General features: G+C 41.6%; 2 protein-coding genes. Both read left to right on the forward strand.

The window, feature by feature from the left end; translation table 11 throughout:
* Positions 1 to 7: 7 nt before the first annotated feature.
* A complete protein-coding gene (locus CXK86_RS10100; RefSeq protein ID WP_101313665.1) occupies positions 8 to 11,944 on the forward strand; it encodes a non-ribosomal peptide synthetase in 11,937 nt (3,978 codons plus the stop codon).
* A gap of 35 nt (positions 11,945 to 11,979) precedes the next feature.
* The gene (locus CXK86_RS10105) at positions 11,980 to 21,801 is read left to right on the forward strand and encodes a non-ribosomal peptide synthetase (protein ID WP_101313666.1); all 9,822 of its coding nucleotides are present in this window, start codon (positions 11,980 to 11,982) and stop codon (positions 21,799 to 21,801) included.
* Positions 21,802 to 22,217 lie beyond the last annotated feature (416 nt).

Genomic DNA, 22,217 nt, shown 5'->3' on the forward strand with positions numbered 1-22,217 from the left:
GAGAGATATGTATACTAATCAGTTTCAAACACTAGTGGATATTATCCGCGACAGAGGTAAAATAACCGACCGCGGTATTCGTTTTATCGATGCGGACAAACGTGAAACTTTTATATCTTATCATCAATTATTTACTGAGGCACAAGGGTATTTAGGTTATCTACAAGCCATCGGAATTAAACCTAAACAAGAGATTATTTTTCAGATTCAAGAAAACAAACGGTTTTTAGTCGCATTCTGGGCTTGTATACTCGGTGGAATGATCCCTATCCCTGTAAGTATTGGTGAAGATGAAGAACAAAACTTGAAAGTATGCCGTATTTGGAATTTGCTAAATAACCCTTTCATGATTGCATCTGAGAAGGTGCTGGATAAAATGAAGAGATTTGTTTTGGAACATGACATGCTTGATTTCCATCATCAATTAGAAGTCAGAACGGATCTGATCCAAGACACCATATACCATTATGAATCTATTAATAATATAGTTGAACCTCAGTCTGATGACTTGGCATTTATTCAATTTTCTTCTGGATCAACTGGTGATCCCAAAGGCGTCATGCTCACCCATCGAAACCTGATTTATAATACTTGTGCTGCTATTAATGGCACACAAATTAGTTCAAACGATAGTTTTCTCTCCTGGATGCCCCTTACCCATGATATGGGTTTGATTGGATTTCATCTCGTACCCCTCGTGGCAGGAATTCATCAGTACTTGCTCCCAACGGAATTATTTATTCGTAAACCGATTCTATGGATGAAAAAAGTAAATGAACACAAAGCAACCATACTGTCTTCTCCTAACTTTGGTTATAAATACTTCCTGAATTTCTTTCGCGAAGACAAAGCGGAGGGATGGGATCTGTCATCTGTCAGAGTCATTTATAATGGGGCGGAACCTATATTACCCGAAGTGTGTGATGAATTCCTAAATGTATTGTCAGCATATCACTTAAAGAAAACAGCCATGTTTACCGTATATGGATTAGCAGAGGCCTCTGTTGCCGTCTCCTTTCCCAAGGTAGAAGAAGAATTTACTGCGGTGTACGTTCACCGGGATCATCTGAACTTAGGGGAGCGTGTCATCGAAGTCGAGAAACATGCTGAACATGTAGCATCATTTGTTGCCGTTGGCGAAGCAATTGATTATTGCCATGTTAGAATTTGCGATGAGGAAATGAACAGTGTTCCCGATTTGGTTATTGGAAAAATTCAAATCAAGGGGGATAACGTCACCCAAGGTTATTATAACAATTCACTTGCAACGGAGAAGTTATTAACGCACGACGGATGGGTGAATACAGGAGATCTGGGTTTCATCATGAATGGAAAACTGGTTGTAACAGGGCGGGAAAAAGACATTATCTTTATCAATGGTAAAAATGTATATCCCCATGACATTGAACGTGTCGCCATACAATTAGATGATATTGAACTCGGAAGAGTTGCTGCTTGTGGTGTGTATGATTCGAATAGTCAAAGTGAAGAAATTATTGTGTTTGTCGTGTACAAAAAAAAGATCGAACACTTCTTGACGCTTGTTAAAGAAATCAAAAGACATCTATATAAACATGGGGGATGGAGTGTCAAAGAGGTACTGCCCATCAAAAAATTACCCAAAACAACAAGTGGGAAAATCCAGCGGTATCAGTTAGCCAAGCAGTATGAAGCAGGCAAATTCTCAACAGAATCTGCATTCATCCATGACTGGATCAAGAATGACAATGACAAGGCAAAGGGAAAGGCTGCTGTTTCGGTTCGAGTCATAGAACGTGAATTAACTTCACTATTTTCTGAAGTGCTGGTTGGGAAAAAGGTTGAACTTGAGGATAGCTATTTTGATATGGGTGCAACTTCATTACAGCTGGCCCAAATCGCTGAACGTATAGAACAAAAATACGGAGAAGAGCTTGCTGTTACGGACCTCTTTACCTATCCCTCGATAACTGAATTGGCAGCATATCTGGCTAGAGGCTACAGCGAGACCATGCAAGTCAACAAAACTCAAGAGGATCATACGCCATCCAAAGATATTGCTATTATCGGTATGTCTTTGAATCTCCCTGGTGCATCAAATGCAAGCGATTTTTGGCGTGTTTTGGAAAATGGAACGCATAACATTCGGGACTACCCGGAAAGTCGGATAAAAGACGCAGCGGATTATATACAATCCATGCGAAGTGAAATGAGCGAAGTTCAATGGATCAAGGGTGGTTACTTGGATCAGATTGATCAATTCGACTATTCTTTCTTTGGCATAACCCCAAAAACTGCACAATTTATGGACCCGAATCAAAGGATGTTCTTGCAAACGGCATGGCATACGATTGAAGACGCTGGGTATGCAGGGGAAGGAATCAATGGAAGAAATGTGGGCGTGTACGTGGGGTATTCCAAAGTTGGGTATGATTACGAACGGCTCGTGACGGCGAGTTACCCCGCAGAACTCAAAAATTATATCATTGGAAATTTACCATCTGTACTGGCGAGCAGAATTGCATATTTCTTGAATTTAAAAGGCCCGGCCTTAACGATTGATACCGCTTGTTCCTCCTCACTTGTTGCTGTTCACATGGCATGTAAAGGATTGCTCGCAGGAGACTGTGAAATGGCAATCGCAGGAGGCATTCGAACGGCATTATTACCGATAAGTATCGGACTGGATATGGAATCTCCAGATGCATTGACGAGAACGTTTAGCGAAGATGCCAACGGCACGGGATTTGGCGAAGGTGTTGGGTCGGTCATGTTGAAGCCAATGCAGCAAGCGATTAAGGACGGGGATCATATCTATGGTGTGATTAAGGGAAGTGCGATTAATCAGGATGGCAAGACGGTAGGAATCACAGCACCTAACCCGGAGTCTCAGACCAATGTGATCGAACAGGCATGGAAAGAAGCCGGCATTTCTCCTGATACGCTTAACTTTATTGAAGCACATGGAACAGGGACAAAATTAGGTGATCCAGTTGAGTTCAATGCTTTGCGTAAAGCTTTTGAGAAATATACGGATCGGAAACAATTTTGTGCAATCGGATCTGCCAAAGCTAACATTGGACATGGTTTTGAAGCGGCGGGGATCGCTGGATTAATTAAATCTATTCTTATGTTTCAACATAGAAAGATTCCACCATTGGTTCACTTTGACAAGCCTAATCCCATGCTTAAGTTTGAAGCTTCACCTTTTTATGTGAATCAGGAATTAATGGCTTTTGGTGAAAAAGAGGGTCCATTACGATGCGGGGTTAGTTCTTTTGGTTTCAGTGGTACCAATGCGCATGTGGTTCTCGAAGAATATGTTCCTTCCCCAACCGTAGATAAAAGAATGTCCCAAGAGCCTCATCTATTTGTTCTGTCTGCTGCCACGGAACGGGCGCTGGATGAATTGGTTAGAACGTATCATGAATATCTAACCGATCACACGGATGTTTCCATTCAACAAATCTGTTATACAGCCAGTACGGGAAGGGCTAATCTGGATTATCGGCTTGCCATCGTAGTCACGAGTACACAAGAATTACATGAAAAATTGAAACGAATTGCAAGCGGAGAGGGTAAACTGCCAAATGTTTATTTTGGTTATGCCAAAAAAGACAAAACGCTTGTTAGCGATCATCTCTATGTTCAGGGAAAGGCAGAATCTTTAAATGAACTCGGTCAGTTATTTACACTGGGGGCAGTGATTGATTGGGAAAGGTTTTATAATCATGAAGTCATTCGGAAAATTCCATTGCCTCTATATCCATTTGAGCAGAAGCGCTGTTGGATTGAAGTCAAACATACGATACCAGCGGGCCATAGGTCAGAGAGGAATGAGGTTCAAATGGAGATGAATACAAACGATATTGAATTAAAGATTAAAACAAGCATCAGTCGTGCATCTGGTTTGAAGTTGGAAGAGCTGGATCATCAAGCTCATTTTCTCCAAATGGGATTGGATTCCATTATTCTTGTGCAAATTCAGAAGGAAATCTCAGAGCTGTTCCGTTTGAATATCCCGATGGAAATGTTTTTTGAAACCCTTACAAATATCAATTCCTTAGTTAAATATGTGTCAGAGAATATAAAGCATCATGATGTATCTGAAAATATAAACAATCAAACAGTTCAGGAGCATACTGAACAACGAAATCTGGCATCTGTGAACAATATAAACACGGCAAAATCCTCAGGGAATGTGTCGGAACAAATTGTGATGTCTGCCATTCAGCTTATGGAGTCCCAATTAAAAAGTTTGAATGTGCTGTTAGGCGAGCAAATGAATGCTGTTCAATCGCCTCTTTTGGAGATGAAACATCATGAAACCCCAAAAGTTCAAGCTTCACCGGTAATGAATGAAATCAATAAAACCAATGAACCCAAAAAGATCCAACCGGATTCGGAATCGAAGGAAGAAAAAAAACCTTTTATACCGTATCAATCGTTGAAGATTCATGAAGAGAGTGGATTATCACCGCTTCAGAACCAGTATGTTGAACAATTTGTAACAAAGTATACCGCAAGAACCAAAGGCTCCAAATTAAAAACAGGCCAAACACGTTTGGTTCATGCGAATAATCGCAATGTATCTGGATTTCGTTCGTATTGGAAGGAAATGGTGTATCCCATCATTTCAACGCGTGCAGAGGGATCTAAGTTATGGGATATGGATGGGAATGAGTATTTGGATCTGACGATGGGATTTGGAGTAAATCTATTTGGTCATAATCCAGCATTTATTCAAAATGTAATAGCAGACAGCCTCCAGGAACAATTGCCTCCATTGGGCCCTATGTCAGACTTGGCAGGAGATGTCGCAGCTAAAATTTGCGAGCTAACGGGTGTAGAGCGTGTCGCATTTTATAATTCAGGAACAGAAGCTGTCATGGTTGCACTTCGTTTAGCGAGGGCAGCAACGGGGCGTTCCAAAGTTGTATTATTTTCAGGATCTTACCACGGTACACATGACGGCGTGTTGGGTGTAGCGAATCCTGGGGATGCTTTATCGTCTGCGCTGCCTATGGCTCCTGGTATTGTAAATAGCGCTATAGATGATTTGATTATTCTTAATTATAACCATCCGCAATCACTGGATATGATTCAGAACCTGGGTGATGAATTGGCTGCTGTGCTTGTAGAGCCGGTGCAAAGTCGAAGACCTGATATGCAGCCAACACAATTCTTACGGGAACTTAGAGAAATAACAAATCAAACTGGGACTGCACTTATTTTCGATGAAGTCATCACTGGATTCAGAATTGGTCTGGGTGGAGCACAGGATTGGTTTGGGGTTCAAGCAGATCTGGTTACGTATGGAAAAGTGGTCGGTGGTGGGCTGCCTATTGGTATAGTCGCGGGTAAAGCTGAATTTATGAATCCGGTAGATGGTGGAACCTGGAACTTTGGTGATGATTCTTACCCTTCCGATGCAGATAAAAAAACGTTTGTCGGTGGAACCTTCTGTACACACCCTCTTACGATGAGAGTGATGTTAACGGTATTACAGTATCTTCAATCTGAAGCAGAAACCTTATATAAGGAATTAAATGAAAAAACAGATTATCTTGTAAAAGAATTAAATGCGTTTTTCAAAACAGCGAATGTACCGATGCAAATGGTGAACTATGGATCTTTATTTCGATTTATATCATTTGGAGATATGGAATTATTCTTCTACCATTTAATTTATAAAGGTTTATATATTTGGGAAGGCCGTAACTGTTTTATATCAACTGTGCATTCCATAGGTGACATGGATACGATAATCAGAATCGTAAAAGAGACGATCCATGAACTACGCGAGTGGGGGTTTATCCCTGGTGAATCGCCTGTTTCGGAATATCCGCTCTCTTTAGAGCAAAAACAATTATTGTTAACTTCATTACATGGGGAAGATGCAAATGCTGCATTAAATCAGAGTGTTATTTTAAAAATGACAGGTGGAATCAAGCCTTCCACACTGGATCAGGCCGTGAATCAGATCGCACAGCGTCATGAAGCCCTGAGAACAGTCATTCATGCCGATCGTGAAACACAACAAATCAGATCCGTAATGGAATTTCAATGTACATGGTTGGATTTCTCGGCATATGCGGGTGAGGATCAAGAACGGGAAATTTCCAATTGGTTATCTGCCGATGCAAATGAAGCCTTCAATTTACAGTCTGGGGAACCTCTATTTAGAATCACCTTGCTTAAAAAGGCAACTGATCAATACCTTATGGTGCTGACATTTCATCATATTGTTGTAGATGGCTGGTCTATTGCTGTATTCATTCAAGAGTTGGAACATACCTATTCTGCTCTGGTCCGAGGAGTTCCGGTTCAATTACCTGAAGCCACTCCATTCCGAGCGTATTTAAGATGGCAACGACTTGAACATGAAAAAGGGTCATTTACCGAAGGAGTCCAGTTCTGGAAAGAACAATTTTCCTTATCCTATCCCAACATTACACTTCCAACGGCACCGTCCGATGATGTGCCCAAGGGATATGACGGTGAAAGATATTCCATCAAGCTAGATCATCAATTAACAGAGTCTTTGCGAACGTTAAGTATAAATAATAAGAGCAGTTTGTTTGTAACGATGTTTGCAGCGTTTCATTTATATTTGCATCAACTAACAGGGCAGTCTCACCTTGTCATCGGCGTGCCTACAGCGGGTCAGTCTCATATGCGAAAAAATGCGCTGATTGGCAACTGTGTCAACATTGTACCTGTTCACCATGCCTTGTTAACGAAGCAATCCGTTGTAGACCATGTCCTTGAGCTCAAGGAAACGCTGGCTCTAGTCATGAAGCATCAGCATGTTCCATTGACCATCGTATCCGAACAGCTTGCTCATATGCCTGCACCGGATACCCGGATTTTATTTAATATGGACAGAACGATTCATCATCTCCAATTTGAAAATATCAAGACTGGATTCATGTCGTATCCGATCAAACATATTTCTTACGATTTATTTCTTAATATTACGGATGTTAGCCATGAATTGTACCTGGATTTTGATTACAATACCGAGCTTATTGGACCTGAGATGATGAAATTGTGGTCTGAAGGATTTAAGGGTTTGCTGCAAAAAATGGTGAGTCATCCAGAGGCTGAAATTTCGTCTTTGACGTTGTTCTCATCCGAGCAACAGGACCAATTACAGGAAATATATAATCGGTTTGTTACGGAGCGTCTTCCTCACGTTAATCATGCAGCCATATTCGAGTCTCCAGTCAATGACGTGGAGAAAAAGCTGGCTTTGATCTGGGAGGACGTATTATCCCTCGATCAAGTGGGGAGACATGATCACTTTTTTGATCTCGGAGGTAACTCGCTCAAGGCGACAGTAATGCTATCCAAGGTACATGAACAGTTTCAACACAAAATTTCAATCGTTCAATTCTTCCAAAATCAACGTCTGAAGCAGCTGGCCAGTCTGATTACAGGCGAGAACGAGGAAACATTCATTCCGATTAAGGCATTGGACGTCAAGGAATTCTATGAGACATCATCTGCACAACAGCGGATCTACTTTTTGGATCAATTTGAGCCGAATAGTGTGTTTCAGAACATGTGCGGCCATATTACGGTCACAGGAAATATCGATGAAGCTAAATTGATTTCGTCATTGGAACAAATCGTGCACCGTCACGAAGCTTTTCGCACCAGTTTCCATCTGATGGATGGAGAGCTTTACCAGCGTATTGCTCCAACGATTGATTTTGAAGTGAAACGATCTCAGGAAAGTTCTGCTTCATTCGAACAACATGTTAAGGCGTTTGCCAAACCATTTGATTGCTCCAAAGCGCCATTAATACGTGCCGAATTCATTCGTGTAAACGATGATCATGCAGAGATTCTCATCGAGATGCATCATATTATATCGGACGGATATTCCGTTGGCATTCTTGCGAATGAACTGATCGATGTGTATGACGGAAGAAGCATGTCGGACATTGAGGTTGAATACAAAGACTTTACAGCTTGGCAGAAAGAATTTCTGGCGGGGGAGTCTTATAAGCAGCAAGAAAAATATTGGCTGGATCAATTCAAAGGAGAACTCCCGAACCTTAATCTGCCTACTGATTTTGTTCGGACACCTCATTTGACTTCGGCAGGTTCAAGATTGTCATTTGTGTTGGATCAGCATTTGAAGCAGTCGCTGGAAAAGCTTGCGAAACAAACGGGAACTACGATGTTTATGGTGTTATTGGCAGCGTATAATGTGCTGCTTCATCAATACACAGCACAAGAAGATATGATTGTAGGCACGCCAACATCAGGAAGAAACCATCCGGATGTCGAGAATATGATAGGTGTCTTTATCCAGACGGTAGCGATTCGCTCACAGCCGGTGGGGAATAAGTCGTTTCGATCCTATCTCGAAGAAATTAAAAAACAATCCCTGGATGCATTGGATAACCAGGACTATCTTTTTGACAATCTTGTAGAGAAATTAAACACACATCGGGATACCACTGGGACAGCACTTTTTAATACGATGTATATCTTCTTAAATACCGCGTTGAATCAACGGCAAGAACAGGATTGCAGCTTTAAAGTTAGAGAATTAAATGTCGGTGTATCGTTATATGATCTGATGTTCATCGTTGAGGATGATAATGAGTGTCTGGAAATGCACTTTAATTACAAGACGGAGCTGTTTGAACGGGATACCATCGACAGAATGAAAACACATCTGTTCAACATCCTCAGAGACATTGTGATCGAACCTGATATTGCCTTGTCCGATATTCAAATGCTGTCTGAACATGAGCAGAACGTTCTTTTATATGACTTTAATGATACCAACTTAGAATATTCCCGGGATCAGACCATTCAGGAGTTATTCGAAGCACAGGTGGAACGGACACCTGATCAATTGGCTGTTAGTTTTGCAAATGAGCAATGGACGTATCGTCAATTGAATGAACGGGCGAATCAGTTGGCATATACGCTTAGAGCTGAGGGAGTGCAGCAGGATCAATTTGTAGGTATTCTGACAGATCGTTCGATTGAGATGATCGTTGGCATCTTTGGCATTCTAAAAGCAGGCGGGGCGTATGTACCGATTGATCCGGATTCTCCTGAAGAGCGTATCCGGTACATCCTACATGATTCGGGGGCAACGTTGTTAGTCACGCAAAAGCATTTGAAGCAGTTGGTATCGTTTAATGGAAAAATGATTGATTTGGACGATGAAGAAACCTATGCAGCTAATCTGTCGAATCTGGAAACGGAAGGGAATTCCGAGCAGTTGGCTTATATGATCTATACTTCAGGCACAACAGGCATGCCAAAAGGTGTAATGATCGAACATCGTCAGGTTCATCACTTGGTTCAAGCGTTGTACAGTCAAGTTATAGATGATCAGCTTAGCGGTTTGCATGTCGCTTTACTTGCGCCTTACTATTTCGACGCATCTGTGAAGCAGATTTTTGGCGCACTGCTGTCAGGACATGCTTTGTTTATTGTAGACAAGGACACGGTACTGGATGGACAAGATTTAATGAATTATTACCAGCACCACCAAATTGATTTGACAGACGGAACACCTGCGCACCTGAAATTGCTTTCGAAGGCAAAAAACGTTCAAGGCATATCGCTAAAATATATGCTCATTGGCGGTGAAGCTCTTTCTCAGCAAAGTGTAAATGAAATCACATCATTATTTGCTCTCAATCATATAACGCCTCCAACCATAATTAATGTGTACGGTCCAACAGAATGTTGTGTGGATGTTGCGACATACCGTGTACTTCCAGAACACCTGGATACAGCGAATCAACGAGCTCACCTACCGATTGGTCGAACACTAGGAAATAATCGCCTGTATGTATTGAACAAACATGGCAAAGTTCAGCCTGTAGGCGTCGTAGGAGAATTATGTATCTCTGGTGATGGGGTTGGTAGAGGATACTTGAATTTACCTGAGCTGACAGCAGAAAAATTTGTACGTGATCCGTTTGTCCAGGGAGCGACAATGTACAAAACGGGAGATTTGGTGAGATGGCTTCCCGATGGCCATATCGAGTATTTGGGAAGAATGGATCACCAAATTAAGATTCGCGGATACCGGATCGAAGTAGGAGAAGTCGAAGCAGCGCTGTTAGATCTAGAGTGTGTGAAAGAAGTTATCGTCGTTGCACATGAGGATGATCACGGGGACAAATCATTATGTGCATACTTTACAGCGGATTCCACGCTGACGGTGGGAGAGTTAAAACAAAGCCTCTCTAAGGTGTTGCCGAATTACATGGTACCAGCCTACTTTATACAATTGGATCACATGCCTCTGACAGCGAACGGGAAAATCGATCGCAAATCGCTTCCGAGTCCAGAAGAAAACATACAAACGGGAAGTGAATATATAGAACCCCAAACTGGGGTGGAAAAACAGTTGCTGCCTATTTGGCAGGATGTGCTTGCCGTGAAAAAAATCAGTGTAAAAGACAGTTTTTTTGATGTAGGAGGCAACTCTTTACGTGCGACCAAGCTGGCCGCCAAAATCAATCAAAAGCTGAATATCCACATATCGGTAAGAAACGTCTTTGAATGGCAGACCATTGAACAGATGGCTCAATCTATTGAACAAATGGAACAGGAAGTATCAGTGTCCATTCCTCAAGTGGAGGAAAAAGAATATTATCCTATTTCTTCAGCGCAAATGAGAATGTACATTATGAGCATCAAAGCCGGCAAGGAACTCATGTACAACATGTCAGGTATGTTTATGTTGGAAGGATCGCTTGATCGGATCAGATTGGAAGAAGCATTCCAACAATTGATTCATCGTCATGAATCGCTTCGGACTGGATTCAAAGTCATACACGGGGAACCGAAACAGATCGTATACCCTAAAGTTAACTTTGGAATTGAATTGATCGAGTCAACGGAAGAAGAGATAGAAGATCGAATTGAACAGTTTGTTCGCACATTTGATCTCGGGCAAGCACCTCTTATGAGGGTGGGACTTATTGAACTTCAGCAGGAGCGTCATGTATTGCTGGTAGATCTCCACCATATCATTGCAGACGGACTATCTGTACATCTTCTCATGACTGAACTTAGCCAGTTCTATAAGGGAGGGGAGCTATCTCCTCTTCGAATTCAATATAAGGACTATGCTGAATGGCAGCAAATACAGCTTCATAGTGAGCGGATGAAAAAGCAGGAGAAGTATTGGCTTACTGTGTTTGGTGAGAGTATCCCGCTATTGGATCTGCCAACAGACTATGAGAGACCTGAAACGCTAAGCTATGCTGGAGAGGTATTGGACATTGTTATGGAGGAAGACATCCTTCCAGGCTTAAGGAACATGGAAGTACGGACAGGAACAACGTTATATATGATTCTATTAGCCGCCTATACCATTCTGTTGTCCAAATACAGCGGACAAGAAGATATCATTGTAGGCGCACCGATTGCAGGCAGGACACATGCTGAGCTGGAGCCGGTCATGGGGATGTTTGTGAATACACTGGCTATTCGAAATAATCCTGCTGCGGATAAAACATTCACGGAGTATCTGCTGGAAGTGAAAGAAAATATGTTGAACGCTTATGAGAATCAGGATTATCCGTTTGAAGAATTGATTGAGAAAGTAAATGTAACCAAAGATGCTCGGCGGAATCCGTTGTTTGACACCATGTTTGTATTGCAGAATACAGATGCTTCAGAGATTCAGATGGATGGAGTAACCTGTAAGCCTTATGCTCCAAATACGAGAGTATCCAAATTCGATTTAACGTTGTATGTTACCGAATTGCAACACAAGTTAGAAGTGGCCTTTGAATACAGTACGATTTTATTTGAGAAAACAACGATTGAAGCGATGTCACAAAATCTATTGGTCATATTAACAACCATTGCCAACGACCCTTATATTGAAATCAAGAAGATTAAATTGGTTGAAGAATTAATAGATGGGGATACGCTGGCTGATCTAATTGAAGTAGATTTCTTCTAAGCTAACCTAAAAATATAAAGTGATCGGGGTGCCGTATGTCTATTTTTAAGAAACAGGAATCGTATTGGGCAAGCCGATTTGAAGATGATGATCATCTTGTTCATTTGCCTTATTGCAAGACAACCTCCAAACACCCAGACGATACGCAGCACCAGAATGATATATATAAGTCTTTGTCAGCCGATGTTTCATATAAAATCAAGTCCATGTCGCGAAATGCTCCTATGGCGATATATACGATCTTATTAACGGGAGTTCAGTGTCTGTTATATAAATACACGAATGAAACCAAGATGATTATTGGTATACCAACGATGGAAGAAAAGAACACTGATCTATCGCTCTCGAATAAGGTTCTTGTCTTAAAAAATAATATCAATCAAGCGATGTCATTCAAATCCTTATTTAATCAAGTGAAGATCAGTTTAACCGAAGCCATTCAGCATCAACGAATCCCTTTCAGAAAAATGGTTGAACGTTTAAATGTTCAGTATGATTCGAACCATGTACCTCTAATTCATACCTTGGTTTCGTTGAATGAAATTCATCCTGCACTTGATGAAAATCACGTAAAAGCGGCGACAATGTTCCACTTTGATCTAGAGAACGACTCCATTCAGTTAAGATTAGTTTATGATGATGATCGTTATGATCGCGATTATATGGTACAAATTGTAGAGCATCTTGACCAATTGTTTTCCGTAGTTCTAAACCAACCTGATCTGGAGTTAAGTCAAGTTGATATGTTATCAGAGTTTCATCGAAACAAGCTGTTATATGACTTTAACGATACAAGGGTTGAGTATCCACAGAACAAAACAATGCATCAATTATTTGAAGAACAGGTGGAACGAACACCGGACCATCCGGCAGTCGTATTTGAGAATAGACAGTTAACGTACAGAGAGTTAAATCAAAAATCCAACCAATTGGCCCGATCGCTTCAAGCTAAGGGGGTGCAGGCGGGTCAGTTCGTTGGCATTATGGCAGAGCGCTCACTTGAGATGATCATAGGTTTATTCGGTATTCTAAAAGCTGGCGGGGCATATGTCCCAATCGATCCGGAATATCCGGCAGATCGTATTCACTATATCCTTGAGGATTCAAAAGTGGCTTGGTTGCTGCATCAAAGTCATATACAAAAGCCGGAACATTATGCGGGGACATGTGTCATTCTGGATTCTGAAATAAATCACCATGACCATCATTTAAATTTGGACGATGGAGCGATCTCCAGTGATTTGGCATATATGATCTACACGTCTGGAACAACAGGTCATCCCAAAGGCGTAATGATTGAACATGCCAGCATTGTGAATTCCCTGCAATGGAAATCGGATTTTTATCATTTTACCGGAAATGATCGGGTATTAATGCTGAATCCTTTCGTTTTTGATTCATTTATTACTCATTTCTTTGGTCCGATGATATCTGGCTCGACAGTGTACTTGTTAAACCAGCAACAGTGTAAAGATGCTATAGCCATCAATACGATGGTCAAAAAACAGCAAATCACGCACATCCAAAGTCCACCCAGTTTCTTGATGACTCTATTGGAACAAGTCAACGCGGAAGATTGGGCATCCATGAAAAATGTGGTGGCTGCGGGAGAGAAGATTGTTCCTGCCTTAATACACAAATTGCAGCGCATCAATCCACGCATCGAAGTGTGTAATGAATACGGTCCAACCGAAAATAGTGTTGTATCCACAGTTCTGTCGATCAAGTCGGCAGATCAAAATATCTCAATTGGGAAGCCTATTGCGAACAATAGAGTCTACATTTTAGGAGAACGGAATGAATTGCAGCCTATTGGAGTTCAGGGAGAGTTATGTGTAGCCGGAGCAGGGCTATCCAGAGGTTACTTGAACCGTCCAGATCTGACTGCGGAGAAATTCGTGGATGATCCATTTGTTTCGGAAGCAAAAATGTACAAGACAGGTGACTTCGCAAGATGGCTGCCCGATGGGAACATAGAGTATATAGGAAGGGTGGATCATCAAGAGAAAATTCGTGGACACCGGATTGAACTTGGTGAAGTGGAGACGGCTCTTCTAAATAGTACCCAGATAAAAGAGGCCATCGTCATAGCCAGAGAAGATGAAACGGGAACCAAACAATTATGTGCGTACCTGGTAGGAGAGGATGCAATCACGATCGGGGAACTGCGGGAGGCGCTGTCCCAGCAACTGCCAAACTACATGATTCCGTCCTATTTTGTACAGCTGGATCAGATGCCGCTCACGTCTAACGGGAAAATCGATCGCAAAGCTTTGCCTGCTCCCCAAGAACATATGTTGAAGGGCATGGAGTACGAAGCACCCCGAACGATGGTGGAACAACAACTTGTATCGATCTGGGAAGAGGTACTTGGGGTAGAGAACATTGGGATTTTGGATAATTTCTTCGAGCTTGGAGGAGATTCGATTAAATCCATTCAAGTTTCTTCGAGGTTATATCAAGCAGGTTACCAGGTGCAGATGGAGCATCTGTTTAAAAATCCAACCATAGCAAGCTTGATTCCCTATGTTCAACCCATAAGTACCATGTCAGAACAGGGAAGCATCACTGGAAAAGTGATGCTGACTCCAATCCAGCATTGGTTTTTTGAGCAATACAAGGTAGACGCCCATCATTATAATCAGTCCGTGATGTTGTATCGGAAAGAAGGTTTTCATGAAGTCACACTTCGCCGTGTATTCGATAAATTGAGTGAGCATCATGATGCACTTCGTACAGTATATCGTCTTACAGAACAGGGTTATGAAGCGTGGAATGAAGGGTTGGCAAGGGAATCCTTATATACAATTGAAGTGATGGACTTCAAGTCATTAGCAGATCCGTCTCAAGAAATCGAGAAGAAGGCAAATGAAATGCAAAGTGCGTTTACGTTGGAACGTGGACCCTTGATGAAGCTGGGTGTATTTCAATGTGCAGACGGAGATCATTTACTCATCGTTATTCATCACCTCGTCATCGACGGGGTTTCATGGCGAATTTTGATTGAAGACCTATCCAGAGGATATGAACAATTAAGTGATGGAGAATCGATTCAACTACCGCAAAAAACGGCTTCATTCCAATTATGGGCAGAACAGCTTCAGTTGTATGCGAACAGTGATGCGATAACGCAAGAGATTGCATATTGGAATGAAGTTGAACAAGCAACCTATAAGCCGTTACCTACAGATTTTAAAGCGGATCATGCACTGGAAAAAGACAGCGAAGTAATCACGATGGAATGGTCAGCGGCAGAAACGGAACAATTATTAAAACAAGCGAATCGCGCGTATAAAACGGAGATTAGCGATTTGCTGCTCCATGCATTAGGCATGTCTATTCACCAATGGACGGGCATGGATAAAGTACTGGTCAATCTGGAGGGACATGGAAGAGAACAAATTTTACCGGATCTCGATATTACACGAACGATCGGATGGTTTACGAGCCAGTATCCGGTTGTACTTGATATGGAAGCAAGTTCAAATATGTCTCTTTTCATCAAAACAAACAAAGAAATGATTCGTCAAATCCCTAAAAAAGGGATTGGTTATGGTATTTTACGATATTTAAGTGCACATCAGCAAGAAACGCCCTTTACCTTGAATCCTGAAATTAGTTTTAACTATTTGGGTCAATTTGATCAGGATCTTCAGAATAGCGGGATGCAGATCTCTCCCTATCTAGGCGGAGCAACAGCAAGCGACAATCACAGAAGAAATGTTCTTATCGATATGAATGCCTTAATTGTGGAAGGCAAATTGACGTTGTCACTTCGGTATAGTCGCACCCAATATCAAAAAGAAACGATGGAGCGAGTGGTAACATATTTTAGAGATCATCTGCAAGAAATCGTGATGCATTGTGTGACAAAAGAGAAGCGGGAATGTACACCAAGTGATCTAACGTTAAAAGGAATTACCATTGAAGAATTAGAAGGATTTGTTCAAGAATCGGAACACATTGGTGAAATCGAAGATATATATGCTTTGTCACCGATGCAAAATGGGATGTTCTTTCATCATTTGCTTCATTCAAAGTCTGAAGCGTATTTCCTTCAAACTACGCTGGATCTTCATGGTCCGTTAGACGTGGAAGCATTTACGAAGAGTCTGGATCAGTTGATGCAGCGTAATTCGATTCTCAGAACAAATTTTCATAGCAAATGGAATAATGGACCTCTGCAAGTGGTATACCGTCATAAACGGAATGGGCTAACATACGAAGATTTGCGTGAGATGAATGAAAAAGATCGTGAAGCATACGTGGCAGAATATACAAGAGCAGATAAAATAAAAGGTTTCGACCTGTCTCAGGATGTGTTAATGCGTATTTCGATCTTGCAAACGCATGACCAAACCTATCGTTTCATTTGGAATTATCATCATATTTTGATGGATGGCTGGTGCCTGTCTCTTGTAATCCAGGAGTTGTTTGATGGATACTTTGCTATTCAGGAACAACGAAAACTGGAGGCAAAGAGTACGATTCCATACAAACACTATATTGAATGGCTGGACAACCAAGATCATGAAGAATCCCTGAAATACTGGCGTGACTATCTGCAAGGTTATGATGAGCAGACCACTTTGCCAAAAGAACATTCGATTACGAAGAGTGATGAATATCATTCAGAGCATATGATTTGTACATTAAGTCAGGAATTAACCGGACAAATCGCACAAGTGGCCAGTCAGAATCAGGTGACGCTGAATACGTTTATGCAAACAGCCTGGGGAATGTTGCTACAGATATATAACGGCAGTGAGGATGTTGTATTCGGAAGCGTGGTGTCGGGCAGACCTGCGGCGATTGTTGGAGTTGAGCGAATCATTGGTTTATTCATCAATACCATTCCTGTACGCGTTCAGACTCAAGGTAACGAGACATTTGCAGCGGTTATGAAGCGGAATCAGGAACAAGCTGTCGCTTCGCATCCACATGACACGTATCCGTTATACGAGATTCAAGCGGAAACATCGCAAAAGCAAAATTTGATTGATCATATCCTGATATTCGAAAATTATCCTGTACAGGGCATTATGGAACAGTTTGGGGATCAGGAAGAGACAGCTCTTCGGATTACGAATGTAGAAGCAGATGAACAAACAAATTATGACTTTAACCTGATTATCAAACCAGGCCAATCCATGAAATGTATGTTCTATTACAATGCTAATGTCTATGACCGGGCAAGCGTAGAACGCATTCAAGGTCACTTGATTCAGATGTTGGAGCAAGTGGTCAACAATCAGAATATTCCGATCCATGACATTGACTTGACCACAACACAGGAGAAAACACAAATTTTGGAACAGTTTAATGATTCTATGGCTGAATATCCAATGGACAAGACAATTCATGGACTGTTTGAGGAACAAGCAGTAAGAACTCCCGAAAACGTTGCGGTTGTATATGATGATCGACATTTAACCTATCAAACGCTGAACGAGAAAGCCAACCAATTGGCAAGAACGTTGAAGGCTAAAGGCATTCAAAATGATCAGTTAATCGGGATCATCGCTGATCGTTCGCTAGACATGGTTGTAGGAATCCTTGCGATTTTGAAAGCGGGTGGCGCATACGTGCCGATTGATCCTGAATATCCGGAGGATCGTATAAACTACATGCTTGAGGATTCGGGTGTACATGTATTATTAATGCAAAGTCATTTGCAAGAACGCATCTCTTTTGCAGGAGAGGTCGTTTGCCTGGATCTACCTGAGTCCTATCATGAAGATTATTCCAATTTAGGAATTACTGCTACACCGACAGGCCTGGCATATGTAATTTATACCTCAGGAACGACAGGTAAACCAAAAGGGACATGTATTGAACATAAAAATGTGGTGCGATTGTTGTTCAATAGTAAAAATTTGTTTGATTTTAATGCATCAGATACATGGACATTATTCCATTCCTTTTGTTTTGATTTTTCGGTATGGGAAATGTACGGGGCATTGCTCTATGGCGGAAAATTGGTTATCGTACCTCAAATGACGGCAAAAAGTCCGGAACAATTTCTACAATTGTTAAAAAACGAGCAAGTGACGATATTGAATCAAACGCCAACGTATTTCTATCATCTACTTCAGGAAGAACTGGCAGGTCATGCAACAGATCTGAAATTAAGAAAAGTGATTTTTGGAGGAGAAGCCCTCAATCCCGTGTTATTGAAGGAATGGAAGCTGAAATATCCATTTATCCAGTTAATTAATATGTATGGGATAACCGAAACAACGGTTCATGTAACGTATAAGGAAATAACCGACATTGAAATACATGCTGGAAAGAGCAATATTGGCAAACCAATCCCGACGTTGCAGACCTATATTTTGGATAAACATCAACGCATTCAACCGATCGGTGTTCAGGGAGAATTAGTTGTAGCAGGTGAGGGCCTTGCCAGAGGTTATCTGAACCGGCCTGATTTAACCGCAGAGAAATTTGTTGATCATCCCTGGATTACAAAAGGGAAGATGTATCGCACAGGAGATGCCGCAAGATGGCTGCCGGATGGAAATATTGAATATCTGGGACGAATCGATCATCAAGTGAAAATTCGAGGTTACCGAATTGAGCTTGGCGAAGTGGAAACTGCGCTTTTGCAAATAGACTCCATTCAGGAAGCAGTCGTTATTGCCCGTGAGCATGAGGATGGTTCGAAGCAGTTGTGTGCGTATTGGAAAGGCGACAGCTCACTGACAGCGAAGAAAATCAGAATGGCATTATCTCATGAAATTCCGGATTATATGATCCCGTCTTATTTTGTTCAATTAGAGTATATACCGTTAACTTCCAATGGGAAGGTTGACCGTAAGGCATTGCCATCTCCACAAGAACATATGCAAAAAGGGACCGAGTATATGGCGCCGCAGAACGCTGTAGAACAAGCAATCGTCGCTGCCTGGGAAGCTGTGCTTGGTGTTCAAAAGGTTAGCACATCAGATCATTTCTTTGAACTCGGGGGCGATTCGATTAAATGTATTCAAGTTTCCTCACGACTGCTTCAAGCAGGGTATAAAGTGGAAATGAAGCATTTCTTCACCTATCCGACAGTAGCGGAGTTGAGTGAACACGTGACATCTGTGAGCACTATTTCTGACCAAGGGGAAGTTACGGGGCAAGTGATGCTGACACCTGTTCAGCGCTGGTTCTTTGATCAAAATATGGTGGACGCACATCATTACAATCAGGAAATGATGTTTTTTCGTGAAAAAGGGTTTGATGTTCGCTTTATTCACAGCATCATGGATAAGATCGTGAAACAGCATGATGCTCTCCGCATCCTTTATCGACAAGCTCCTGAAGGCGGATATGAAGCGTGGAACCGAGGGGCAGACGAAGAAGGATTATACAGCCTTGAAATCGTTGACCTCAAAACAGAAGCAGATCCTGCATCGTTCATTGAAAATAAAGCAAAAGAAATTCAGAGTGGTATGGATCTGTCTCACGGACCTTTGATCAAACTTGGGTTGTTCCAATGTGCTGAAGGGGATCACCTGCTTATTGCCATTCATCATTTGTTGGTAGACGGGGTTTCATGGCGTATTTTATATGAAGATATCCAGACAGGGCAAGACCAGTTCTTAAGAGGTGAAGAAATCCGGCTTCCTCAAAAAACGACCTCGTTTAAACAATGGGCAGAACAATTGTCTACGTTTGCAGACAGCCCTTCGATGAAGCAAGAGAATTCATACTGGAGTCGTGTGGAGCAGGCCCAGCTAAGCCCGCTGCCTAAAGATATGGATTGTGATGAGACGATTGGCAAAGATAGTGAAACGATTACCATTCATTGGACAGCAACGGAAACCGAGCAATTATTAAAGCAAACACATCATGCGTACCATACGGAAATTAATGATATATTGCTAACGGCATTAGGAATGGCTGTTCATGAGTGGACAGGCATGGGAGAAATCCTCGTAAATCTGGAAGGCCATGGTAGAGAAGACATCCTGCCGGAGCTGGACATTACGCGTACAGTGGGATGGTTTACGAGTATGTACCCCGTTATGATTACGATGGAGTCCGGGGCTGACTTATCAAGGAAGATTAAGACCGTCAAGGAAGGACTGCGCAAGATCCCAACCAAGGGCATTGGTTACGGGATTTCGAGGTATTTGTCACATGGATATGAAGCATTCAAGTTAGAGAAAAATCCCGAAATTAGTTTCAACTATATGGGACAGGTGAATCAGGATTCGGGCCAAGATGGCATTAAATTTTCGCCTTATTCCAGCGGGCCCTCCGTAAGTGAAAACAACAAGAGACCTTTTGTTCTTAATATCAATGGCATTGTTAGAGAGGGCCGGTTGTCGCTGTCCATTAACTATAGTTCAAAACAATATCGCCGGGAAACGATGGAGCAATTGGCTTGTCTCTATAAGGAAGGTCTTAATAGAGTCGTTGAACATTGTGTAACGAAGGGACAAACCGAGCTTACCCCAAGTGATATTTCATGCAAGTCATTAACCATTGATCAATTGGATCAAATCGTGGAACAAACTGGGCACATCGGTCGAATCGAAAATGTGTATCCACTTACACCATTACAGAAGGAAATGTTGTACGAAAGTGAACGGAATCCAATTTCGGGCGCTTACTTTGTACAAATCATGTTTGATATGCGTGGAGATTTGGATGTTACCTCTTTTGCGCAAAGTTTGGATCAATTAATGCAAAGGCATGCGATATTAAGAACTAATTTTTACAGTGATTTCGTGGATATCCCTCTTCAAATCGTGTATCAAGAGAAGAAATTTGAATTTAACTATGAAGTTGTAGCTGGCACAAGTGAGCTACAACGTAAAACGTATGTTGACGAGTATATCGAGCAAGACAAGGCAAGAGGATTTGACTTACAACGAGATTCGCTAATACGTATGTCTGTTTTACTAACAAAGCCTGAGGAATACCGCGTCATATGGAGTTTTCACCATATTTTGATGGATGGCTGGTGTATGTCTCTGGTAAGCAAGGAAATATTCGAGAATTACTTTGCGATTCGGGAGAATAGAAAGCCTCAAGTGACTCTATTAACACCTTATAGTCAATTCATTGAATGGTTGGAACAGCAAGATCATCAAGGTGCAATAACCTATTGGAGTCATTACTTGGATGGTTATAAGGGGCAAACGAAACTGCCTGGAGAAAAAATCAAACCGAAACATGAAAGACAGGATTCCAGAACGTTAAACTGTTATTTGAATGATGTACTGGTCGAGCAAATGAAACAGATTGCAGAACAGCAGCATGTAACTCTCCATACGTTAGTGCAGACTGCCTGGGGTGTATTGTTGCAGCAATACAATGAAAGCAACGATGTTGTATTCGGAAGTGTGGTATCGGGCAGACCACCTGTCATTCCTGGGATCGAAAGCATGATTGGATTATTTATTAATGCGATTCCTGTTCGTATCCAGGCTAAGGCAGATGAGTCATTTATATCTCTAATGAAAAGGAATCAGGCACAAGCTGTGGAGTCACATGCATATGATACGTATTCGTTATATGATATTCAAAATCTGACCAAGCAAAAACAATCTCTGATTAACCATGTTGTTGTGTATCAGAACTTCCCGGTAGAGAACCGAATGGAGAGTCTGGGTCAGAAAGGTGAAACACCGCTTGAGATTATGAATGTTGGGGGTACAGAACACAATAGTTTTGATTTTACTTTGATCATCAAGCCTCATGAAAATATGAAGATCATATTGATGTACAATGCCAATGTGTATGACCCATCTACCGTTGAACAGATTCAAAAACACTTTATTTCCATGATTCAACAGGTGGTAAGTAACCCGGAAGTTAAAATAAACAAACTTGCGTTGAGTACGTCGAACAGTTATTAATGCACAAGTAATGGGCCGCTCCAAAGTGAGTTTCCACCTCACTCAAAGCGCTAACGAATCTGACGCGTATTAATAGGTAGATTCGATGTGAATGGCAAACTTAAACGAACCTCAGTAACGTTATTTCATCATATCAGGGTGTCAGAACCTAAAAAACAACCCAATCGACGAAATAACGTCTCTGTGATTCGTTACACCACAGACCTGTGCAAATCTGAGCGAATAGCGTGTGCCAGGTTCATTAGAATAAAATAACTTTAATAAGGGATGTCCTCAGTCATGCTCATGACTTATGGCATCCCCTTTTTATGCTCCGTTAATGATGATAGCTGGAAAATTACTGTAGATGGAGAAATAAAGCTTCTTACGTGGTCGGATCAACATTTTGATCGACCTTTTAACAATTCCTCCCTTCT

Source organism: Paenibacillus sp. BGI2013, assembly GCF_002843485.1.
Classification (GTDB): Bacteria; Bacillota; Bacilli; order Paenibacillales; family Paenibacillaceae; genus Paenibacillus; species Paenibacillus amylolyticus.